Source organism: Desulfotignum balticum DSM 7044, assembly GCF_000421285.1.
Classification (GTDB): Bacteria; Desulfobacterota; Desulfobacteria; order Desulfobacterales; family Desulfobacteraceae; genus Desulfotignum; species Desulfotignum balticum.
Genome location: NZ_ATWO01000001.1, coordinates 1,116,586 through 1,137,263, shown reverse-complemented (window position 1 = coordinate 1,137,263; position 20,678 = coordinate 1,116,586). Strand labels below are relative to the sequence as shown.

The window sequence follows — 20,678 nt, the reverse complement described above, 5'->3', positions numbered from 1 at the left end:
GTCCATAAATTTTAAATAGTTTAAGGAGTTTCCATGTCAAAACAAAAAGTGGTTCTGGCCTATTCAGGCGGACTGGACACCTCGGTCATTCTGAAATGGTTGCTGGAGCAGGGATATGAAGTATTTGCCTACATGGCCGACATCGGGCAGCAGGAGGATTTTGACGCGGCCCGGGAAAAAGCCCTGAAGATCGGGGCCTCGGATGTGTTCATCGAAGATATGCGCAAGGAGTTTGTCACAGATTATATTTTTCCGGTATTCAAGGCCAATGCCCTGTATGAGGGCCGGTATCTTTTGGGCACCGCCATTGCCAGGCCCTTGATCGCCAAAAAACAGATCGAGATCGCAAACAACCTGGGCGCGGTTTATGTATCCCATGGCGCCACGGGCAAAGGCAACGACCAGGTGCGGTTTGAGCTGTCCTATTATGCGTTGAACCCGAAAATCAAAATCATCTCCCCCTGGAAGAACAAAGATTTTCTGGCTGCATTCAAAGGCCGGACCGATCTGCTGGCCTACGCGGAAAAACACGGGATTCCCACCAAGCAGACCGCATCCAAACCCTACAGCGAAGACGACAATTTGCTTCATATCTCCCATGAGGCCGGCATCCTGGAAGACCCGGCCCATGAATGTGAAGAAAGCATTTACTCCCACACAACATCCCCGGAAAACGCGCCGGATACCCCGGTCCGGATCCGGATCCGGTTCAAGGACGGCATCCCCGTGGAAGTGGAAAACCTCACGGACGGCACGGTGAAAACCGATGCCCTGGAACTGTTTGAATACCTCAACCAGATGGGAAGTGAACACGGCATCGGCCGCCTGGACATGGTGGAGAACCGGTTTGTGGGCATCAAATCCCGTGGGGTGTATGAAACCCCAGGCGGCAGCATCCTTCACGCCGCCCACAAAGATATTGAAGGCGTTGCCATGGACCGGGAGGTGATGCGGCTGCGGGACATGCTGGCTGCCAAGCTCGGAGAACTGGTTTACAACGGATTCTGGTTCAGCCCGGAAATGGAATTCATCATGACCGCCATGGACAAAAGCCAGGAGCTCATCGACGGGGATGTATTCCTCAAACTCTACAAAGGCACGGCTTATCCTGTGGCCCGGACCAGCCCGTCCTCACTGTACAATCAGGAACTGTCTTCCATGGATATCGAAGGCGGGTATAATCAGGAGGATGCCGAAGGGTTCATCCGCATCAACGCCATCCGGTTAATGGCCCACAGACGGATTGTGAATCAATAACAGTGCACCCTGTCAAAAGAGGCATGGCGCCAGGATTGCCCATGCCTCTCAGGCCATTTCTGTCTGTTGCGTTTGATCGGTCTGGCTGATGCCGTTGAATCAGATGCCTAAACGGTTTTTGATCCCCCTGAACTGATCATAGGTCAAGCCCAGCAGGGCTGCCGCTTTTTTCTGGTGAAACCGGGTTTGTTTTAACGCGTCTTTGACCCGAAGGGTTTCCAGGGCCTGAACCGCGGCTTTCAAAGGTAAGGTCGTCAGATGTCCCATACTTTGGTCTTCAACGCTTTTTGATGTCTGCACCCATTCGGGGAAATCCCGGGCCGGGCCCTTTGGTTTCATTTCTTTATCCGGATGTCCAAATGGATTTTCAAACGGATCAAAACAGATCTCATGGATCCGGTGGGTGTCATGTTTGTAGACCGCTCTTTCCACCACATTTTTCAACTCCCGGACATTGCCCGGCCAGGGGTATGAGATCAGTGCATTTTCAGCGGATTCCGTCAGTTCGGGCAGCGGCTCCCGGCCCAGTTCAAACGCCATTCGGGTGGCAAAATGACGGGCCAGCACCAGAATATCCTCTTTGCGGCACCGCAGCGGCGGCACATGGATCACCTCGAAACTCAGGCGGTCCAGAAGGTCCTGCTTGAATGTGCCGCTTTTTACCATGGCAGGCAGATCGGCATGGGTGGCGGCCACGATGCGCACATCCACCTGCACCGGACGCGCAGATCCCACCCGCTCGAAGGTACCGTACTCCACGGCCCGCAGAATTTTCTCCTGAACCTCCATGGGAATGGTGCCGATTTCATCCAGAAACAGAGTCCCGCCGGCTGCCTGTTCAAACCGGCCGGCAGTGCGGGTCCCGGCCCCGGTAAACGCCCCTTTTTCATATCCGAACAATTCCGATCCGATCAAAGTCGGAGTCAGGGCCGCACAATTAAGCGTCACCAGGGGTTTTTCCCACCTTTTGGAAAGAAAATGAATTCGAGCCGCAGCCAGTTCCTTGCCCGTACCCCGTTCCCCGATCACCATGACCGGCCGGTCCACCGGCGCCACCCGGGAAATCTGCTCCTGAAACTCAATAAACGCCTCGGACTGGCCGATGGCTTCGTATGTGGTATATTCAACCATAAAATATCCATATAAACTAATTTATGGTAATTATTACCACCTGTCCATATGATTGTCAAATCATACAGCTGTCTGAAATAAAAAGACATTCAACCCAATCATCTTACTGGCACGCTTTCTGCTATATTCTTCAAACACGGCATTGCGCCGCAAAACCGCTAATTATTTTATATATAAAAAACAAGGAGATGTATCATGGGTATTTTTACACGATTCAGAGACATTGTATCCGCCAACATCAACGCCATGCTGGACCGGGCCGAAGACCCGGAAAAACTCATCAAGCTGATGATCAGGGAAATGGAAGACACCCTGGTGGAACTTAAATCCTCCTGTGCCGGCACCATTGCCAGCCAGAAAAAAGTGTCCCGGCTGCTGGAGGAAACCTGTGACAAGGAAGCATTCTGGGATCAAAAAGCGGCGCTGGCAGTATCCAGGGGCAGAGATGACCTGGCCCGGCAGGCCTTACTGGAAAAAAGGCGGTTTTCCCAGCGATGCGAGGCCGTGGAACAGGAGCTGACCGAGCTCAAATCCATTGTGGCACAGTACCAGGATGATATCCAGGAACTGGAGAACAAACTTAAATCCGCCCGGGAAAAACAACGCATGCTGGTACAGCGTCATATCCGGGCCCAGCGCAAGAAAAAGGCCCACCAGGAAATCCGGCGCGTGGACTCAGCCCAGGTCGTACAGCGATTCGATGAAATGGAATCCAATATCGAGCGTATGGAAGCGGAAGCCGACCTGGTAAACTTCGGCAGGAAATCCGACATTGAAGCCGCGTTTGAGGAACTGTCCGCAGATGATGAAATCGAGCAGCAGCTGACGGAATTAAAATCCTCCCAAACCCGGCCCAAAGATGATACAGTCAGCCACTAAGATAAGATCATCAACCCCAAAGGAGACGATGTATGATGAACGGATTGCTGATCATGGCAATGGGTGTGGGAGGCATCATTCTGGTGGTGATCACCATCGGACTGGTGATCATCGCAATCATCCGGGCCGCCCGAACCGGCGGCATTTATAAAAAGGACCGCCAGACCCATGATGACGAGACCCGGATGATCCAGGATATTTACCATGGCCTGTCAAAAATGGAAGCACGGGTGGAAGCATTGGAAACCATCTTGATTGAACGACAAAAAAAGGACTGACGATACGATGAGATATCATTATAAACGAAGACATCACGCATCCGGGTTCGGCCGGGGCAACCAGCCAAACCGGCGATTCCGGGACCGGTTCAATGACATCACCGGAGACCGCCGCATCTACCGCTCCAGAAGAGGAATTCTGTTAGGCGTATGCCGGGGGCTGGCCGAACATTTCAATCTGAGCGTCTTCTGGGTTCGGGTGGCGTTTTTACTGATCTTTGTGTTCACCGGATTCTGGCCCGTCGGGGTGATCTACATCATTGCCGGACTGATTCTGAAACCGGCCCCGGTGGTACCGTTTCAAAACGAAACCGACCAGGAGTTCTACCAGTCTTATACCACCTCCAGGGAATCGGCCCTCCAGCGCCTTAAGCGAAAATTCGACAACATCGACCAGCGCATCCGGCGCATGGAGCACACGGTCACCTCCAGGGATTTTGACCTGTAACCTGATAATGCCGGATGCTTTTTTGTTTCTATGGCAATGGTTGACACTGGATTTCAATTGCCATAGAGTTATGCCGACAGCAGGCAGGGCCGGAAAGCAATGAACCCAAAGTAAAACGGATGCCGGGATGTGAAGGGCAACACAAGTAATTCATTGATCAATGCGGACGAAGGCCTGGTGGTGCTGGACAGGTCCCTGGGAATAATGAGCTTTAATCCGGCGGCCCGGGAAATCATCACCCCTGAACTCAGGTATGGCCAAAAACTGAATTTCAGTTCCTTTATCGCCGGCCCCGATCTGTCGATAATAAAAGATGCGGTTGACGCGACACTCCACCAGGGCAGAACCCGGGTGGATGCAATAGCCGCGCTGAAAACCGCATCCGGCAAATCTATTTTCATCCGTTATGCCGTTCACCCCCTGTATGAAACCAGCCGGATGATCATCGGCCTTATTTTTTCCTTTAAGCAGGTTTCAACACCTCTGGAATCCCATAATACCACAGATGACATCTCCAACAAGGCGTTGATCAAGCATCAGTCTTTGCTGGAAGCATTACCCGAAGGGGTGTTCACCATTAACACAAAATGGCGGATCGCCTCTTTCAACAAAACCGCTGAAGAAATCACCGGCTATTCCAGAAAAGAGGTGCTTGGCCGCTATTGCTGGGAAGTTTTCCGCTCAGATCTGTGTGATATCGGATGTCCGTTGCGAACCGCCATTGAAACCGGCCAATCAGAGATGGACCAGGATATCCGCATTTTAAAAAAAGAGGGAGCCCGACTGACCATACTGGTGAATATCGGTGTTCTCAAGGATGAGCACGGGCGGGTTGCCGGGGCAGTGGAAACCTTCCGGCCATTGACCGGTGAAAGAAATCAGCCTGACAAAACAAAACACCCCCATGCTTTTTCACATATCATTGGAAACAGCCGGCCCATTCAACAGCTTTTTGCACTGATGCCGGACCTGGCCGCCAGTGAGGTCAATGTGTTTATTACCGGTGAAAGCGGTACGGGAAAAGAGCTGTTTGCGCGCACGCTACATGACAATTCCTCCCGGGCAAAACATCCTTTTGTCGCGGTCAACTGCTCTGCCCTTGCCGAAAGTGTTCTGGAATCAGAGCTGTTCGGCCATGAAAAAGGCGCCTTTACCGGTGCCACAAGGGCCAGGCCCGGCAGGTTTGAACGGGTGAAAAAAGGGACCCTTTTTCTGGATGAAATCGGTGAACTCAAACCCAGCCTGCAGATCAAACTGCTCCGGGTTCTGGAACAAAGAGAATTCGAGCGGGTCGGCGGCACTGAAACCCTTCCGCTGGAGGCCCGCATTATCAGCGCCACCAACCGGAACCTTACCCGGGCTTTGAAGGACGGCTCTTTCAGGGAAGATTTCTACTACCGGTTAAGAACCGTGCCCCTGGCCATTCCGCCCCTCAGGGAACGCAAAGAAGACATCCCTTTACTGGTGCGGTATTATATCCGGTTTTTTAACACCACATTCAAAAAAACAGTGAAGGGGGTTGACCCGAAAGTAATGGCCCTGTTTTCAGATTATGACTGGCCGGGCAATGTCCGGGAACTGGAAAGAACCATTGAACATGCCTTTGTTTTTGTCAAAGGACCCATTATCCGGCTGGAAAACCTGCCGCGTCTGGAAATGGCCGGCAAACTGACTGCCGCTGAAACACCCCATAACGCAAAGCAGGGTCGGAATACAGAAACCATTTTAAAGGCCCTTGAAAAATCAGATGGCAACCGGCAGAAGGCTGCGGATCTGCTGGGTATCAGCCGCACTTCCCTGTGGCGGAAGATGAAAACCCTGGGCTTGCTGGACTGATGTTTCAAAAATACGTTTCAAATGTTTCAAATGTTTCACTTTTTCACATTAAAATAATTTTCATTATTTTCAGGTAGTTATCTCAAAATATTCTTTTAAGTTTCCCTTCCTTGTTTCAATCACGGCTGGCCCCTAACCGGCCGCACCCCAAATAAATTTATATTTACCTATAATTTCAGATAGTTAGTATTGATGGTCCGCCCTTTGCACTATGGCTGAGCAACCAGGCACTCCGGCAATGGATGCCGTGCTAAAAAAAAGGGAAGCAACCATGTTCACGGGCAGGGCTATTTTATGAAAAGGGCGGATACCCCCCATATGCGGTCTGATAAGACCGGCATCATCGCATTATCTTCAGAATTCAGTGTGATGGGGATCAACCGGCAGGCATGCCGGATGCTGGAAATTGCACCGGCCCCCGGGACTGACTGCCCCCTTGAAAAAATAGTGGACACAAAATCTCTGGCAGCTGCCGGCAGGCTTTTTGCCGATGCCATTGAAAAAAAGGCCCCTGTCAAAGATGCCGTCATCTGCCTGGTCAATGCATCCGGCAGACCGTTTCACTGCCATGTTTCAGCCCTTCCGCTGATGTCAAAACATCAGTCAGCCATCGGCGTCATCCTGAGTTTCAAGGCGATAGACGTCCAAAACCGGGCGGAAACATCTCCCGCCTCTCTGACATATCTGCCGAGACTGGGATACCAGGGGGTGGTGGACAGCCTGCCTGAGGGCGTTTTTTCCATTGACCGGGAATGGCGGGTCAACGGGTTCAACAAAACCGCTGAAACACTGACCGGGCATGCACGGGATGATATCATCGGCAAATACTGCTGGCAGGTGTTTCAGTCCGGGGCCTGTCAACATAACTGTCCTCTGGCAGATATTTTCAAGAACGGCCGGTCATGGGAAAACCAGGAAACCACCATACGGACCCACACCGGATCTGTCCGGAAAATCCGTTTCAATGCCGGTCCCTTGAAAACGGCTGACGGCCGTGTTGTGGGGGCGGTTGAAAGTTTCCGGCTGCTGCCCACGAAAAAGGAAAACAAACGGCCTTCTCTGGATGCATTTACGTTTCAGGGGATGATCGGCAAAAACGCGGCCATGACATCCCTTTTCGCCATGCTCACAGATGTGGCGGCAAGCAAAGCAGATGTGCTTATAACCGGTGAAAGCGGTACCGGCAAGGAACTGGTGGCCAGGGCCATTCATACCCTTTCCCATCCGGATGCGAAAACCTTTGTGGCGGTCAACTGTTCGGCTCTGCCTGAAACCCTTCTGGAATCAGAGCTGTTCGGTCATGAAAAAGGGGCTTTTACCGGGGCGGATCAAATGAAACAGGGCCGGTTTGAACTGGCAGGAAACGGCACCCTGTTTCTGGATGAAATCGGTGAATTAAAACCCGCTCTCCAGGTCAAGCTGCTCAGGGTTTTGGAGCAGAAGGAATTTGAACGGGTGGGGGGCAGTTCACCCATAACGCTTTTTGCCAGGGTCATTGCGGCCACCAATCAGGATCTGGACAAAGCCATGGCCTGCGGCCGTTTCAGAGAAGATCTCTATTACCGGCTCAGAACCATCCCTTTACGGGTTCCGCCCCTGCGGGAGCGTATTGAGGATATCCCCTTGCTGGTGGACCATTTCATCAACACATTCAACCTTAAATATGACAAAAACGTCCGGCTGGTGGATCCCAAGGTGATGGATTTTTTCAAAACATATCACTGGCCGGGAAATATCAGGGAACTGGAGCGCTGCATGGAACATGCGTTTGTCTTTGTCAGAGGCCCCATCATCTTTCCCCGGTATCTGCCGGAAATGGAAGATTTCACCGGACAAAAACCCCCGGGTCCGGGCAAAAAAATTAATCCTGATCAGGAAAATCTGCTGTGGGCTCTGGAAAAAGCGGACGGAAACAGAGCACAGGCGGCCAAACTTTTGACCATAAGCCGCACTTCCCTGTGGCGGAAAATGAAAGGTGCCGGCCTGATATAGGCACAAAAAATTTTATAGCCAACTTTAAAGTACCTAAAACCATTCAAAAGGAGCAGTACCATGTCTGACAACGCCCTTTATATCGACGAAATGATGGATCAGTATCCAGCCAAACCGGAATCCCTGATTGTTATTTTGCAGGAAATTCAAAACAAGTACGGCTTCATCTCCGGTGATGCCATGCGCCTGGCCAGCGAGCATGTGCATGTGCCCCTGACCCAGGCCTATGCCGTGGCCACATTCTACCAGTCTTTCCGCCTGGATCCCGTCGGAGAACATGAAATCAAGGTCTGTTTGGGAACCGCCTGTCATCTCAAAGGGGGCCAGCGCCTGGTGGAGGATCTGGAAAGAAGGCTTCATGTAGAATCCGGGGGCACCACCGAAGACATGCGGTTTACCCTGAATACAGTGAACTGTGTCGGTGCCTGCGCCCTGGCACCGGTGGTGTCTGTTGACAACCAATACCACCCCAATGCCACGGCCAAAAAAATGGAAAAGGTATTGAAGTCATTAACCGATCCGTCACTCGAAGAGATGGAGGGAACAGGAAATGCATGATCACGCCCTTGCAGAACAATCAGATGCTTTGCGTCTCAGATCGCTTGATGATCTGAACCGCTTGAGAAAACAGATTCTGGACAAAAGAGATCCGGACCAGCCGGAAATCGTGGTCTGCCATGGCACCGGCTGCCTGGCCAACGGCAGTGCCGATGTCAGTGCGGCCATCCGGTCCGCCCTTGATGCATCCGGTATTGAGGCCAAAGTGGTTCCGGGAATCAAGACCACCGGGTGCCAGGGGTTTTGTTCCCACGGCCCGCTGGTGGTGATCCGTCCCCGGGGCATCTTTTACCAGAAAGTCAAACCAAAAGATGCCAAAGAGATCATTGAAAAAACCATTGTCCAGGGGGATGTGGTCAAACGCCTGCTTTACAAGAATCCCACGGACGGCGAAAAAATCCTCCATGAACAGGATATCCCGTTTTACAAACGCCAGACCCGGGTGGTACTGCATAACATCGGTAAAATCGATCCCACAGATATCAGCGATACCATCGCGTCCGGCGGATATCAGGCCCTGGCCAAAGCCCTGACCACCATGACCCCGGAACAGGTGGTGCAGGAAATCGAAACTTCCGGTCTCAGAGGACGGGGCGGCGCAGGATTTCCCACCGGAAGAAAATGGCGCAGCGCCCTCACTGCCATCGAGAAAAAAGGGCGGCCGGTGTACGTGGTAGTGAACGGCGACGAAGGGGATCCCGGCGCGTTCATGGACCGCACCATCATGGAAGGGGATCCCCATGCCGTGCTGGAAGGATTGATCCTTGGCGCCTATGCCCTTGGTGCGAACCAGGGCTATCTGTATGTCCGGGCCGAATATCCGCTGGCCATCAAACATCTGACCATTGCCATGGAACAGGCCAGGGCCTATGGGCTGCTCGGGGACAATATCCTGAACTCCGGATTTTCATTTGATGCCCGGATCAACCGAGGGGCGGGCGCGTTTGTCTGCGGTGAATCCACCGCGTTGTTCACCTCCATAGAAGGAAATCCCGGCAACCCCAGACCCAAATATGTCAGGTCTGTGGAAGAAGGCCTGTGGGGAAGGCCCACCGTGCTCAACAATGTGGAGACATGGGCCAACATCCCTTTGATTGTGAACAAAGGCGGAGACTGGTATGCCAAAATCGGTGTGCCCCACAGCACCGGTACCAAAGTGTTCTCCCTGGTGGGCAAGGTGAACAATGTGGGCCTGGTGGAGGTGCCCATGGGGGTGCCGCTGTCCACCATTGTGGAAGATATCGGCGGCGGCGTTCCCGGCGGTGCCCCTTTTAAAGCGGTCCAGACCGGCGGCCCCAGCGGCGGGTGCATTCCCTATGAATTAAAAGACACCCCCGTGGATTTTGATTCATTGACAAAGGCGGGTTCCATGATGGGGTCCGGGGCCATGATCGTCATGGATAACAGAGACTGTGTGGTGGATGTGGGGCGGTATTTTCTGCGGTTTCTGGAAGAGGAATCCTGCGGGAAATGCATGCCGTGCCGACTGGGATTATCACGGATGCGGGAAATTCTGGACAATTTTTCAGAAGGCAAAGGGTCTGAAAAAGACATCGAGGATCTGTTGAGCCTGTCCAAAGCCATCCAGGACAGCGCGTTGTGCGCCCTTGGTTCCAGCGCCCCCAACCCGGTGCTCACGACCCTCAAATACTTCAAAGATGAATACCTGGCCCATGTCACCCGGCAAAAGTGCCCGGCCGGGGTCTGTAAGAACCTGATCACCTATTCGATTGACCCGGAACTGTGCACGGGGTGCACCAGTTGCGCCAAACAATGTCCTGTCGGCTGTATTGAAGGAGAAAAGAAAAAACCCCATGCCATTGATACCGGTTTATGCATCAGATGCGGTATCTGCATGGATACCTGCAAATTTAACGCTGTTAACGTCATATGATGGAGGCCAGTCCAGTGATTACATTTACGATAAATGATCAGAAAGTAACCGCCAAAAAAGGGTGGACGGTTCTTGAAACAGCCCGGGAATACGGCATCGAGATTCCCACCCTGTGTCATCATCCCGCTGTCAAACCCAGCGGTGCCTGCCGCCTGTGCATGGTGGAACTCAAAGAGAAAAACTGGTCCAAGCTGGTGGCATCCTGTATCTATCCGGTGGCAGAAGGCATCAATGTCTATACCGAAACCCCCCGGGTCCATAATGTGCGGCGGTGGATTTTGGAAATGCTGCTGGCCTCATGTCCGGCCAGCCCGGAAATCAGTGCTTTGGCCCAGGCCCACGGGGTGGTATCCACACGGTTCAAGATCCATGACCCGTCCCAGACCTGCATGATCTGCGGTCTGTGCCAGCGGATCTGTGAAGAAGTGGTGGGCCTGTCCGCCATTGCCGTGGTGGACAGGGGGGTGCACAAGAAAGTGGGCTCTCCGTTTATGCGGCCCACCGATGTGTGTGTGGCCTGCGGCTGCTGTCTCACTGTTTGCCCCACAGGCGCCATGAAGGATATCTTTGATACCGTAAGAGGTGAACCCAAAATGCCGCTGACACAGCTGGCCATGTAAAAAAGGAGGTCCTTATGATGACCGATACAAAAATTGGCGTGTTTCTGTGTAAATGCGGAAACGAGATTGCGCCCCTGATTGATTTGCCCCATCTTTACAGCACCATTCAACCAGAAGTGGATTATTGTGAGATCCTCTCATTTCCATGCCTTCAACCGGGCCTGGAAAAAATCATGTCTGCGGCTGCCGCCAACCGGTTGAACCGCATCATCATTGCCGGCTGCGAAGGCCGCACCATGCTCAAAAAATTTGAAACCGCTCTTGAACCTGTTGATATTTTAAAGGGCCAGATTGATATGGTCAATCTCCACAGCCATGTGGCCACCGTATCAGACAAATCACCCCTGGAAAAAGCCGCAAAAGCCGCAAAACTGATCATTGCCTCCATTGCTGAAATGCGGGTACTCAAGGCAACCGAACAAAAGCGGGCCAGAATTGACGGCCCGGTGGTGGTGGTGGGCAACGGCATTTCCTCTTTTCCGGCTGTACGGAAAATCACCCAGGCCGGCATCAAATGTATTTTGTCGGTTCCTGAAACAGATCCGGACAAAATCATCCGGAACCTGCACCTTTCCTACCCGGGGGAACGCCCCCATTACGATCGTTTGAAAACCCTGATCTCAGACACCCTGGACAGCAAAGATCTGACGGTTTTTGAACACAGCCGGCTCACTGAACTTGTCGGTGTTACAGGAAACTATACATTGACCTTCACCCTTCAGAACGGACAGGAAGAAACCATAAAAGCAGGTGCGATCATCGCAGCACTGGACGCTGAATTGTCACCGCCGGGTCCCGAGTTCGGCTATGACGGCCGCGCCGTTCTCATTCAATCTGAAATGGAGGAACAGATTACCCAGAACGGCACCCCAAAAGGACAGGTGGTCTTCTGGATCAGTGACTATGAATACGGCATGCCTGAACATGCAATGCTTTCAGCAAAAAACGCATGGTCAATGGCCATGCATATGAAAGCATGCTCTCCTGAAACCAATGTCATGATTTTTCACAACGAAAAAATGGCCATTCCTTTGACCGGAGCGGAAAGAGCGGTCAACCGGAAAGCGGGAATTGCCTGGATACCTTATGACAATGCGGTCCGCCCCTCTGTCCAGGACGGCTATGTGACCTTCTGCAACCTCAAAGATCATGTGGAGCACGAGCTTGCCTGGGATTTTCTGGTGCTCTCCCCCAAAAGAGGGATCAACGGTGAAGCAAAGACCACGGCCCGGATACTGGGACTGATTCACAAAGAAACGCCTTTTTTGACCGGACATCACGCCAAGGTCAGACCGGAAATGATCGGCAGGGAGGAAACCTATCTGGCCGGCAGTGCCCGATACCCGTGCGACCTGCAGGAAGCATTGAACCAGGGCAGAAAAGCAGGCACCAGAAACGTGGAGATGATTGAAAAATCACACGCCCATCAACTGCTGGTGCCCCGCATTGTCTGTGTGGTGGATCCTGACAAATGTGTGGCCTGCGGCCAGTGCCAGGAATTGTGCGACTGCGGCGGCATCGGTATCGAGAAGTCAACCGGGGGCCTGCCCAGGATCGTTGACCCCATGCTGTGCACCGGCGGCGGCACCTGCGCCGCAGCCTGTCCCTATGGTGCGCTGGTGCTCCAGAATAACAGTACCGACCAGAAAGAAGCCAGAATCGGCGCTCTTTCCAGACAGATGGAACCTGATGAAGTGGTGGCCATGGCCTGTGTCTGGGGCGGACTGCCTGCTGCAGACAATGCCCACCGCAGAAAAATGTCCTATGACCCGCGCACCCATATACTGGGTATCCCCTGTGTGGGCCAGATCGATCCGGCTGTCATGGCCAAAGCATTTCTGGAAGGTGCGCCCGGCTTGCTGCTCATCGGCTGCCTGCCTGAAGAGTGTCACCATTCCTATGGCATCGACCATGCCTGGAACCGGGTGAATCTGATAAAAAAGCTGTTTGAATTGTGCGGGTTTGACCGCCGCAGGATCGCCATTGCCCATGCAGATATGAACAAACCCGAAGAGTTTGTCAAAACAGTGGATTCCTTCAATGCCCTGATTGCAGCCCTGGGACCGATCCCGAAAACCCAGGCCAATCTGGACAACCTTGCCTCCATCTATCAGCTGTGCAAGTACAACACAAGGATACGCACCCTGCTGTCGGTGGCGTTACGACGGCCCTGGGAAAAAACCTACCGCGGAGACCAGAGGCATGCCCTGGAATTTGACCGGGACTTCACCGCTGCCATTGAAGAAGAGTTTGATTTTGCTGAAAGCGCCTTAAATGAGCCGGCCTTTTACCGGTATGCCTGACCGCCTTGTCTAACTTCAAATCAACGTTACACACCCGCCCTGCCCTGATCCAGACATAAAAAGTTTTATTGCTGTGCCTGAATCAGGGCAGGATCACCCCCATACCCCGACCAGGGTCAGTCCGTCTTTGACCAGCATCAGGGCCAGCAGACACAATGCCAGGCCCAGCCCCCGCATGATAAGTACATAGGCCCGCCCTTTGATCACTGTCCTGGACCGGCCCACCGCCAGGGCCACAACCACCTTGGATCCCACCAGAAGCAGATAAAAACCCGCGATAAACGCCATAGCCGCTGCCAGGCTCACGGCCATGGCCCGATGCACCAGCGGCGCGCCCACTGAAATCCAGAACAGATAGGGGTGGGGGCTCAGCACATTCACCAGCACCCCTTTGACCAGGGCATTGCGGCCGGACACCTCCGGTTCGATCACCAGAGCCCGGGTTTTCAACCCATGAACCCCCATGCGGAACACCACTGCGCCCCCCATAAGGGAAATGGCCCCGAGTACCGCCTCGAAATCGGCCATGGTGGACAACAGCCCCACCGACACCACCACAATGGGCAGATCACTGATCAACGGCGCCAGGGCCACCCGGATCCCTGCCCCCACATGATACCGCAGGGTCTCCGATACCACCAGCGTCAGCAACGGCCCCGGTGCCAGCCCGGCCGACAGGCCCAGCACCAGGCCCATGAACAGAAAATGGATCATTTGCTTTTCTTTGTATCAGCAACATTTGTTGCTGTAAAGATTTTTAACCACCCCATGACTGTAAAAGCAATGATTCCCATTTTCAGGTTGACATTTGTTTCTAATGGGCATAGGAAAAAATTTTGCCAACACAGACAAAGAGGTTATATAAAAACTTGTAATGAACGCACAGCCCCCATCCTGGCTCACCGGTCCGGTTCACCGCATTGTCGTTAAAGTGGGCTCCGGGGTCTTGACCCGGAAAAACAGCCTGAACATCGATATCATCGCCAGCCTGTCCGATCAGATCTGCCGGCTTTATGACCGGGGCATTCAGGTGATTTTGGTCTCTTCCGGTGCCATGGCCGCCGGTGTCACTAAACTGGGGTTGTCCAAACGCCCCTCCGACATTCCCAAACGTCAGGCAGTCTCAGCCATCGGCCAGGCGGATCTCATCCGGGAATGGGAAAAAGCCGTGGAAAAATGCGGCAGAAAAGTGGCGCAACTTTTGCTCACCAGAGGAGATCTGTGTGACCGGGTGCGGTACCTGAATGCCAGAAACACCATCAACACGCTGCTGAACTGGCAGGTACTGCCCATTATCAATGAAAACGACACGGTGGCGGTAAAATCTTTGCAGTTCGGGGACAATGATAATCTGGGTGCCATGATCACGATGCTCATGGATGCAGACCTGATGATCAACCTCACCGACATCGGCGGGCTGTTCGACAAAGACCCCCGGATTCATGAAGATGCCCAGCTCATCCGGGTGGTGGACAACCCGGGGCAGCAGGTGGAAGACATGGCCGGCACCATTGCCGGCCCTTTAGGTACCGGCGGGATGAAAACCAAAATCACGGCCGCCAGAAAACTGACCACTGCCGGCATTCCCAAAATCATTGCCTGCGGGTTCACTCCCGATATTCTGCTGTCCATTTTTGAAAACACGTATGACGGCACCTATTTTGTTCCCAAAGCGGAACGACTCAACTCCAAAAAGAAATGGATCGGCCTTACCCTGCAGGCCAAGGGCCGGATCACCATTGATGCCGGAGCCAAAGATGCCGTGGTCCGGCAGCATAAAAGTCTGCTGCCTTCCGGCATTGTCCGGGTGGATGACTATTTTGACGTGGGAGATCCCGTGGAATTCATGGATGAAAGCAAACATCTGCTGGGAATGGGCCTGGTGAACTACAATGCCACAGATGTCCTGAAAATCATGGGATGCCAGACCGGCCAGATCAAGGACCGCCTCGGATACCGGCCCTATGATGAAGTCATTCACCGGGACAATCTGGTGATCATCAGTGATCCGGCCTGACAGCTTTATGTCCCGCTTAACCCCATTGAACAAAACAAGGAGTGATCATGTCCATAGAAACACAGATCATTGAAATTGCTGCCGCTGCCAAGGCTGCTTCCGGTATTATGGCTGCCGTTCCCAGAAAACAAAAGGATACCGCCCTGATGATCATGGCTGACCTGCTGGAAACCCGGGCAGAACAGATCAAATCGGAAAATCAGAAAGATGTGGCCGCAGCCCGGGAAAACGGGTTGTCTTCCGCCATGATCGACCGGCTTACGATCACCGATAAAACCATTGTCGCCATGGCGGAGGGTTTAAAATTTGTGGCCGGGCTGGATGATCCGGTGGGCACGTTGTCTGATTCCAGCATCCGCCCCAACGGGCTTGAAATTGCCAGAATGCGTATCCCTTTGGGGGTCATCGGCATCATTTACGAATCCCGGCCCAACGTGACCGTGGATGCGGCCGGCCTGTGTCTGAAGGCGGGCAATGCCGTGATTCTGCGGGGCGGTTCCGAAGCCCTGTATTCCAACCTGGCCCTGGCACAGGTCATTGCCCAGGGGCTGGCGGATGCCGGGCTGCCCGATGCCGCGGCCCAGGTGATTCCGGTGCGGGACCGGGAGGCGGTCAACATTCTGTTAAAGCAGGAAGCGCTGGTGGACCTGATCATCCCCCGGGGAGGGGAAGGCCTGATCCGGCATGTGGTGGCCCATTCCTCCATTCCGGTACTCAAACACTACAAAGGGGTGTGCCACGGGTATGTGGATGATACAGCCGACCTGGACATGGCCGTGGAAATCAGTGTCAATGCCAAGGCCCAGCGGCCCGGGGTGTGCAATGCCATGGAAACGTTACTGGTGCATGAAAAGATCGCTGATGATTTTCTGCCAAAGCTGCACCGCGCCATGACTCAGGCCGGTGTCACCCTAAAAGGCTGTGAGGCCTGCTGCCGGATGCTGGAAAATATTCAGCCGGCCACAGACGAGGACTGGGCGGCTGAATATCTGGATCTGATTCTGGCGGTCCGGGTGGTGCCGGACATGGATGGGGCCATGGGCCACATTGCCGCATACGGCTCCAATCACACCGAAGCCATCATCACCACCGACTATGACAGGGCCCGGCGGTTCGTGCGGGAGGTGGACGCGTCTCTGGTGATCGTCAACGCGTCCACCCGGTTCAACGACGGAGGAGAACTGGGGCTGGGGGCTGAAATCGGCATTTCCACCTCCAAACTCCACGCGTATGGCCCCATGGGCATCCGGGAACTGACCACCACCAAGTTCGTGGCCTGGGGCGCAGGTCAGATCCGGACCTGATCTTCTGTTATGGGCTCAGGTTCTGCCGGGAAAGAACGATCTCTGTTTTTTCCCGGCAGATTGTTTCTGACCGTCAATCCTGGTACTTGAAGGACAGACGGATATTGGTGCGGAACAGGGCGGGTTTGCCTTCCTCGATTTTGATGTCCAGTTTCTTCACCTCAGCGATGCGCAGATCCCGCAGGGATCCGGAAGCTTTGGCAATGGCCTTGTTGGCCGCGTCTTCCCAGGATGTGGTGCTGGCACCCACCAGATCGATGATTTTGTAGACACTGTCGCTCATGATTACCTCCTTTGCTTAAACATTTTAAAAAAAGGGCTTCGCAAGAGCTCAGAGTGAACAGCAGATTAAAATCAGGCCGGAATGAAATTCAATACAGATGGACCAATTATATAAGAATACGTCTGGATGTCAAAACCTTTTTCCGGTTGTGATATCGGCATTTTTTTCACCCCGCCAGGGCCAGTATCAGCCAGGAAATACCCACCGCTCCTAAAACCGGCACGATGATCCCGCCTCTGAACATCCCGTAAATCAAAGTGAAACCCATGCCTGCCAGGGCCGCTGCCGGCATATCCGGTGTGGCGGTTAAAACACCGGGAACGATCAATGCACCGATGGCTGCAACAGGGATGGCTTTTAAAAACGCGTTCACTTTGTGGGGAATGCGCAGGCGGTTGAGCAGGAGAAAAGGCAAAAGCCGGGGTATATAGGTCACGGCAGCCATACCCAAAATCAAGGGAATCAGGGTGTCATTCACAGGTGACCTCCTTTTTTTCCGGGGTGAGCATCGCTCCCACAAATGCCACCACCAGGATACAGATAATAATGGTCCACCCGGCAGGAAACAGATCCAGCCATATCAGCAGCGTATTCAGCACAGCCGACAGCACAGCCAGAAACACTGTTACTCTGGCAGTCTTGAGGGCCGGCATCAGGATGGCCAGCAGCAGGGCGTACAAAGCAACCCCCATGCTCTGGGTCAGAATATCGGGCAGAAAACCGCCCAGAACATATCCGCACACCGTGCCGGATACCCACCCGGACCAGGCGGACAGTTCCAGGAAAAATACAAACCGGGGGGTCAAGGCCTTTTTGTGGAAAGACAGCACGGAAAACACTTCATCCGTCACCCCGAAAGCCAGCAGAAAATAGGTTTTATGGGCCAGATTTCTGAGCCGGGTGGACAGATACGCACTCATGAGAAAATGTCTGAAATTCACCAGCAAGGTGGTCAGAATGATACCCCCCGGTCCCATGCCGGTCATCAGCAGGTTCAAAGCGATGAACTGGCTGGCCCCGGCAAACACCACCGCAGAAAACATAAACGCCTCCAGCAGGCTGGTGCTGCACCCTTTTGCCAGAATACCAAAGGCCACAGCCGCCGGAAAGTACCCGATGAATATGGGGATACCGGCCTGGACAGCGCCACGGATTTCCATCGGGTGCGACCCATGCGTTTCCGATCCTGTTGTCATTTTGCCGGATCCTTTGTCAATCGATGGGACCTGGTGTGCGCCAGGTCTTTTTCCAGAAATGTATTGACTGCATCAAAATAGACTTCAAACGAAGAAATCGTGTTATGGCCGGCGCCATGAACCGGCACCAGCTGTTTGGGGCAGGTCAGGCGCTCATACAGGCGAAGGGTATTCTGCGTGGGTATCACTTCGTCATTCGGGGCCACCAGAATCAGGGTCGGACTGGTGATTCCGGCCGCAAAATCAATGGTACGATGCCGGTCCTCCAGCACCAGATTCACCAGCCACGACGGGTAATATGCGCCGGCCACCGCCTGAATGCTGTCAAAAGGGCAGGTGAGCATCAGTCTGCCAAGGCCCCGTTCCAGGGCCAGATACGCCGCCATGGAAGACCCCAGGCTCCGGCCCCAGGCAGCACAGTTGGTGGCGTCAAGTGAATACCGGGTTGCCATATGATCATAAATGGCCAGGGCATCCGCCTTGAGACGCGCTTCTGTAGGCGATCCGCCGCTCTGGCCGTATCCCCGGTAGTTGATCAGAACCCCATTGGCAGATACCCGGGCTGAAAAATCCGCCAGGTTTACGGAGACTTCTTCGGCATTGCCTCCGAAATAAAACACCGTGGGCAGGCCGGTCCAGTCTTTTTTCACCAGCCATCCATGGAGCACGGTGTTTTTTCCCACAGAAATCCGGATCTCTTCCGCCTCCGGGATCCGGGCCGCCATCTGTGCCAGCTGTTCGGCGTTGACCGGCATTGGAAAATACAATAGTTTTCTGGAAAACACGTACCGTGTAAGCAAAAATAAGAGCACGGCAATGACCACGATAACCGGAAATCTCATGTCAGACTCCTTAAATGACCTCAACATTGGTGTGGGTAAAATATAACAGAATGCGGATGATGAAAAGGAAAATCCGGTGTAGACGTTTGATCTGCTTGATTTGAAACACTTTTTTTAGTAGTAGTGGCAATTAAAAAATCCGGAATCGGACCCAGGACAGCCACAACCCGGTAATAGCCGGTTTCTGAACAAAGGAGAAAAACAGTGAGTCTCATTTATCTGGCCGTCATTGCCGCCGTCGGCGGTATTGCCGTGGCCCTTCAGGGTCAGCTGATGGGGGGTATTGACAAGCAGGTGGGCACCCTTGAAAGCGTGTTCGTCACCTATGGGGGAGGCGGATTTCTCATCGGGATCATCATGATCCTGCTGCGGGGCGGCAATCTGTCCGGTCTGTCCCAAGTTCCCTGGTATACACTGCTGGCCGGCCCCACCGGACTGGTGCTCATCGCCGCCATCGGTTACAGCGTCCCCCGCTTAGGGCTGGTGGCTGCATTCACCATCCTGGTAACGGCCCAGTTCATCACAGCAGCCGTCATTGACCAGTTCGGCCTGTTCGGAGCGGATATCCGGCCCATCACCCTCTCCCGGATCATCGGCATGCTGGTGATGTTTGTGGGGATCTGGCTGGTCATGCAGTGATTGGAGCCGATGCCGTGCCCCATACCTTTACGCCCATTGCCACCTTGTACACCTGTTTCAAGGAAAAATTCGGTGTTCCCAGACAAATGAATTTAGTGCCTGCTGCTAGAGGACAACTGGTATTTGATCCGGCGTTTGCCAATATGGATGCGGTCCGGGACCTGGAAAAATTTTCCCATATCTGGCTGATTTTTGTATTCCATCAAACCCGGGACAAAACCTGGTCAGCCCTGGTCCGGCCCCCGCGCCTGGGAGGAAACAAAAAAGCCGGCGTGTTCGCCACAAGATCCCCGTTTCGACCCAATCCCATCGGTATTTCCGCCGTAAAACTCGACAGCGTGGAAAACAGTTGTGACGGACCGGTCCTGCATCTGTCCGGTGTGGATATCGTCAATGAAACACCCGTGCTGGATATCAAACCCTATATCCCCTGGGCAGATGCCATTGTCCGGGCAGATGGCGGTTTTGCCGACAATCGGCCCGCTTCCCGGCTTCAAGTGATTTTTTCTTCTGAAGCACAAACCCAGTGCCGGAAAATGTCGCAGCAAATTCCCAACCTGGCATCCCTTATCACCCAGATCCTTGAAAACGATCCCCGCCCCGGATACCGTGCAGGACCCACCACAAAGGATAAAAAAATTTATGGTATCCGCCTTTATGATCTGGACGTGAAATGGCAAATCACCGACGGAATTGCCCGGATTTTATCTTTGGACCCAATAAAATGACAAAAAAACTTAATTTGTATGAAGCGCGACAGGCGGAATGAATTTTCTGATGAGATCGAACAAATCTTTTAATTGATAGGGCTTGGCAAGAACCGCATCGAACCGGGAGTTCTCCATGAGCCACGGGGTACCTGACATGGCGATGACCGGCAGACGCGCTCCTTTCAGTTGCCTGACCTCCAAAAGCACATCATCGCCTGTCATCTTTCCCATTCGCATATCTGTAATGACCAGATCGTAATCAGCCATATGTAATTTTTTTACGCCTTGTTCTCCATTTTCAGCGGTATCCACATCATAACCTTTTCTGGACAACGCCATTGCCAGCATTTTGGAAATTGCTTTCTCATCATCGATCACAAGCACTTTGGGACGACTTGAAACTGTGTCAGACATCTTTTTCACCCCTCCATCAGCGGGTTTTTATCTTATCACCCCAAACCGATTGTTTTATGCAAACGACCCAGTCTATT

At 53.3% G+C, this 20,678-nt stretch carries 21 protein-coding genes; 14 read left to right on the top strand and 7 right to left on the bottom strand.

The annotated features are described in order from the left end of the window. The first annotated feature begins 33 nt into the window (after nt 1–33). On the top strand, nt 34–1,257 hold the full coding sequence (locus K365_RS0105880; RefSeq protein WP_024333880.1) for an argininosuccinate synthase: 1,224 nt from the start codon (nt 34–36) through the stop codon (nt 1,255–1,257). A gap of 99 nt (nt 1,258–1,356) precedes the next feature. Here the strand turns inward: K365_RS0105880 and pspF are convergent, their stop codons facing one another. After that, the gene (pspF, locus tag K365_RS0105875; protein WP_024333879.1) at nt 1,357–2,388 is read right to left on the bottom strand and encodes a phage shock protein operon transcriptional activator; all 1,032 of its coding nucleotides are present in this window, start codon (nt 2,386–2,388) and stop codon (nt 1,357–1,359) included. A 195-nt stretch (nt 2,389–2,583) separates the two neighbouring features. On the opposite strand from pspF, the gene K365_RS0105870 reads away from it, so the two are divergent. The 9 genes from K365_RS0105870 to K365_RS0105830 all read left to right on the top strand — a co-directional run bounded on the left by K365_RS0105870 (nt 2,584) and on the right by K365_RS0105830 (nt 13,196). After that, a complete protein-coding gene (locus tag K365_RS0105870) occupies nt 2,584–3,267 on the top strand; it encodes a PspA/IM30 family protein (RefSeq protein ID WP_006963445.1) in 684 nt (227 codons plus the stop codon). Between the two features lie 32 nt (nt 3,268–3,299). Further along, complete coding sequence (locus K365_RS0105865; RefSeq protein ID WP_006963446.1) at nt 3,300–3,545, top strand: hypothetical protein; 246 nt, start codon at nt 3,300–3,302, stop codon at nt 3,543–3,545. Between the two features lie 7 nt (nt 3,546–3,552). After that, nucleotides 3,553–3,993 carry an envelope stress response membrane protein PspC gene (gene pspC / locus K365_RS0105860; RefSeq protein WP_006963447.1) on the top strand — a complete coding sequence of 147 codons (441 nt, stop codon included), beginning with the start codon at nt 3,553–3,555 and terminating at the stop codon, nt 3,991–3,993. A gap of 129 nt (nt 3,994–4,122) precedes the next feature. After that, the gene (locus tag K365_RS0105855; RefSeq protein WP_024333877.1) at nt 4,123–5,829 is read left to right on the top strand and encodes a sigma-54-dependent Fis family transcriptional regulator; all 1,707 of its coding nucleotides are present in this window, start codon (nt 4,123–4,125) and stop codon (nt 5,827–5,829) included. A gap of 318 nt (nt 5,830–6,147) precedes the next feature. Next, nucleotides 6,148–7,821: a sigma 54-interacting transcriptional regulator gene (locus tag K365_RS0105850; RefSeq protein ID WP_169432930.1), complete on the top strand. Its 1,674-nt coding sequence runs from the start codon at nt 6,148–6,150 to the stop codon at nt 7,819–7,821. A 60-nt stretch (nt 7,822–7,881) separates the two neighbouring features. Continuing rightward, nucleotides 7,882–8,379 (top strand): NADH-quinone oxidoreductase subunit NuoE family protein, encoded by a 498-nt coding sequence (locus tag K365_RS0105845; protein WP_006963450.1) that lies wholly within the window; start codon nt 7,882–7,884, stop codon nt 8,377–8,379. After that, nucleotides 8,372–10,273 (top strand): NADH-quinone oxidoreductase subunit NuoF, encoded by a 1,902-nt coding sequence (locus K365_RS0105840; RefSeq protein ID WP_024333875.1) that lies wholly within the window; start codon nt 8,372–8,374, stop codon nt 10,271–10,273. Before K365_RS0105845 ends, K365_RS0105840 begins: the two co-directional genes overlap by 8 nt. 14 nt (nt 10,274–10,287) lie before the next feature. After that, a complete protein-coding gene (locus tag K365_RS0105835; RefSeq protein WP_024333874.1) occupies nt 10,288–10,893 on the top strand; it encodes a 2Fe-2S iron-sulfur cluster-binding protein in 606 nt (201 codons plus the stop codon). Nucleotides 10,894–10,907: 14 nt separating this feature from the next. After that, nucleotides 10,908–13,196: a hydrogenase iron-sulfur subunit gene (locus tag K365_RS0105830; protein WP_024333873.1), complete on the top strand. Its 2,289-nt coding sequence runs from the start codon at nt 10,908–10,910 to the stop codon at nt 13,194–13,196. A gap of 93 nt (nt 13,197–13,289) precedes the next feature. On the opposite strand, the gene K365_RS0105825 is transcribed toward K365_RS0105830, so the two are convergent. After that, nucleotides 13,290–13,910 carry a LysE family translocator gene (locus tag K365_RS0105825; protein ID WP_006963454.1) on the bottom strand — a complete coding sequence of 207 codons (621 nt, stop codon included), beginning with the start codon at nt 13,908–13,910 and terminating at the stop codon, nt 13,290–13,292. Between the two features lie 160 nt (nt 13,911–14,070). Here K365_RS0105825 and proB point away from each other — a divergent pair, with 160 nt between their 5' ends. Together proB and K365_RS0105815 are read left to right on the top strand one after the other, a co-directional pair. Further along, nucleotides 14,071–15,213, top strand: a complete 1,143-nt coding sequence (gene proB / locus K365_RS0105820; protein ID WP_006963455.1) for a glutamate 5-kinase — start codon at nt 14,071–14,073, stop codon at nt 15,211–15,213. 47 nt (nt 15,214–15,260) lie between these two features. Beyond that, on the top strand, nt 15,261–16,517 hold the full coding sequence (locus K365_RS0105815) for a glutamate-5-semialdehyde dehydrogenase (protein ID WP_006963456.1): 1,257 nt from the start codon (nt 15,261–15,263) through the stop codon (nt 16,515–16,517). Nucleotides 16,518–16,590: 73 nt separating this feature from the next. Here K365_RS0105815 and K365_RS0105810 read toward each other — a convergent pair whose 3' ends face one another. The 4 genes from K365_RS0105810 to K365_RS0105795 form a co-directional block, all read right to left on the bottom strand. Beyond that, nucleotides 16,591–16,800, bottom strand: coding sequence for a dodecin family protein (locus K365_RS0105810; RefSeq protein ID WP_006963457.1), 210 nt, complete (start codon nt 16,798–16,800; stop codon nt 16,591–16,593). A gap of 166 nt (nt 16,801–16,966) precedes the next feature. Then, nucleotides 16,967–17,278 (bottom strand): AzlD domain-containing protein, encoded by a 312-nt coding sequence (locus K365_RS0105805; protein ID WP_006963458.1) that lies wholly within the window; start codon nt 17,276–17,278, stop codon nt 16,967–16,969. Next, a complete protein-coding gene (locus K365_RS0105800) occupies nt 17,271–17,996 on the bottom strand; it encodes an AzlC family ABC transporter permease (RefSeq protein ID WP_024333872.1) in 726 nt (241 codons plus the stop codon). Before K365_RS0105800 ends, K365_RS0105805 begins: the two co-directional genes overlap by 8 nt. Further along, entirely contained in the window at nt 17,993–18,838 is an 846-nt protein-coding gene (locus K365_RS0105795) for an alpha/beta hydrolase (protein ID WP_024333871.1), read from the bottom strand. The genes K365_RS0105800 and K365_RS0105795 overlap by 4 nt, the downstream gene beginning before the upstream one ends. Before the next feature lie 204 nt (nt 18,839–19,042). On the opposite strand from K365_RS0105795, the gene K365_RS0105785 reads away from it, so the two are divergent. Together K365_RS0105785 and tsaA are read left to right on the top strand one after the other, a co-directional pair. Then, nucleotides 19,043–19,477, top strand: coding sequence for a DMT family transporter (locus K365_RS0105785; protein WP_006963461.1), 435 nt, complete (start codon nt 19,043–19,045; stop codon nt 19,475–19,477). A gap of 14 nt (nt 19,478–19,491) precedes the next feature. Continuing rightward, nucleotides 19,492–20,205 (top strand): tRNA (N6-threonylcarbamoyladenosine(37)-N6)-methyltransferase TrmO, encoded by a 714-nt coding sequence (tsaA, locus tag K365_RS0105780; RefSeq protein WP_034625452.1) that lies wholly within the window; start codon nt 19,492–19,494, stop codon nt 20,203–20,205. A gap of 9 nt (nt 20,206–20,214) precedes the next feature. Here the strand turns inward: tsaA and K365_RS0105775 are convergent, their stop codons facing one another. Further along, on the bottom strand, nt 20,215–20,601 hold the full coding sequence (locus K365_RS0105775; RefSeq protein ID WP_006963463.1) for a response regulator: 387 nt from the start codon (nt 20,599–20,601) through the stop codon (nt 20,215–20,217). Nucleotides 20,602–20,678: the final 77 nt, after the last annotated feature.

Coding starts and splice junctions, on each gene's coding strand:
- K365_RS0105810 (WP_006963457.1), bottom strand. CDS start 16,800: ATGAGCGACAGTGTCTACAAAATCATCGATCTGGTGGGTGCCAGCACC.
- K365_RS0105845 (WP_006963450.1), top strand. CDS start 7,882: ATGTCTGACAACGCCCTTTATATCGACGAAATGATGGATCAGTATCCA.
- K365_RS0105840 (WP_024333875.1), top strand. CDS start 8,372: ATGCATGATCACGCCCTTGCAGAACAATCAGATGCTTTGCGTCTCAGA.
- proB (WP_006963455.1), top strand. CDS start 14,071: ATGAACGCACAGCCCCCATCCTGGCTCACCGGTCCGGTTCACCGCATT.
- K365_RS0105830 (WP_024333873.1), top strand. CDS start 10,908: ATGATGACCGATACAAAAATTGGCGTGTTTCTGTGTAAATGCGGAAAC.
- pspC (WP_006963447.1), top strand. CDS start 3,553: ATGAGATATCATTATAAACGAAGACATCACGCATCCGGGTTCGGCCGG.
- K365_RS0105865 (WP_006963446.1), top strand. CDS start 3,300: ATGATGAACGGATTGCTGATCATGGCAATGGGTGTGGGAGGCATCATT.
- K365_RS0105850 (WP_169432930.1), top strand. CDS start 6,148: ATGCGGTCTGATAAGACCGGCATCATCGCATTATCTTCAGAATTCAGT.
- K365_RS0105825 (WP_006963454.1), bottom strand. CDS start 13,910: ATGATCCATTTTCTGTTCATGGGCCTGGTGCTGGGCCTGTCGGCCGGG.
- K365_RS0105775 (WP_006963463.1), bottom strand. CDS start 20,601: ATGTCTGACACAGTTTCAAGTCGTCCCAAAGTGCTTGTGATCGATGAT.
- K365_RS0105795 (WP_024333871.1), bottom strand. CDS start 18,838: ATGAGATTTCCGGTTATCGTGGTCATTGCCGTGCTCTTATTTTTGCTT.
- pspF (WP_024333879.1), bottom strand. CDS start 2,388: ATGGTTGAATATACCACATACGAAGCCATCGGCCAGTCCGAGGCGTTT.
- K365_RS0105815 (WP_006963456.1), top strand. CDS start 15,261: ATGTCCATAGAAACACAGATCATTGAAATTGCTGCCGCTGCCAAGGCT.
- K365_RS0105870 (WP_006963445.1), top strand. CDS start 2,584: ATGGGTATTTTTACACGATTCAGAGACATTGTATCCGCCAACATCAAC.
- K365_RS0105800 (WP_024333872.1), bottom strand. CDS start 17,996: ATGACAACAGGATCGGAAACGCATGGGTCGCACCCGATGGAAATCCGT.
- K365_RS0105880 (WP_024333880.1), top strand. CDS start 34: ATGTCAAAACAAAAAGTGGTTCTGGCCTATTCAGGCGGACTGGACACC.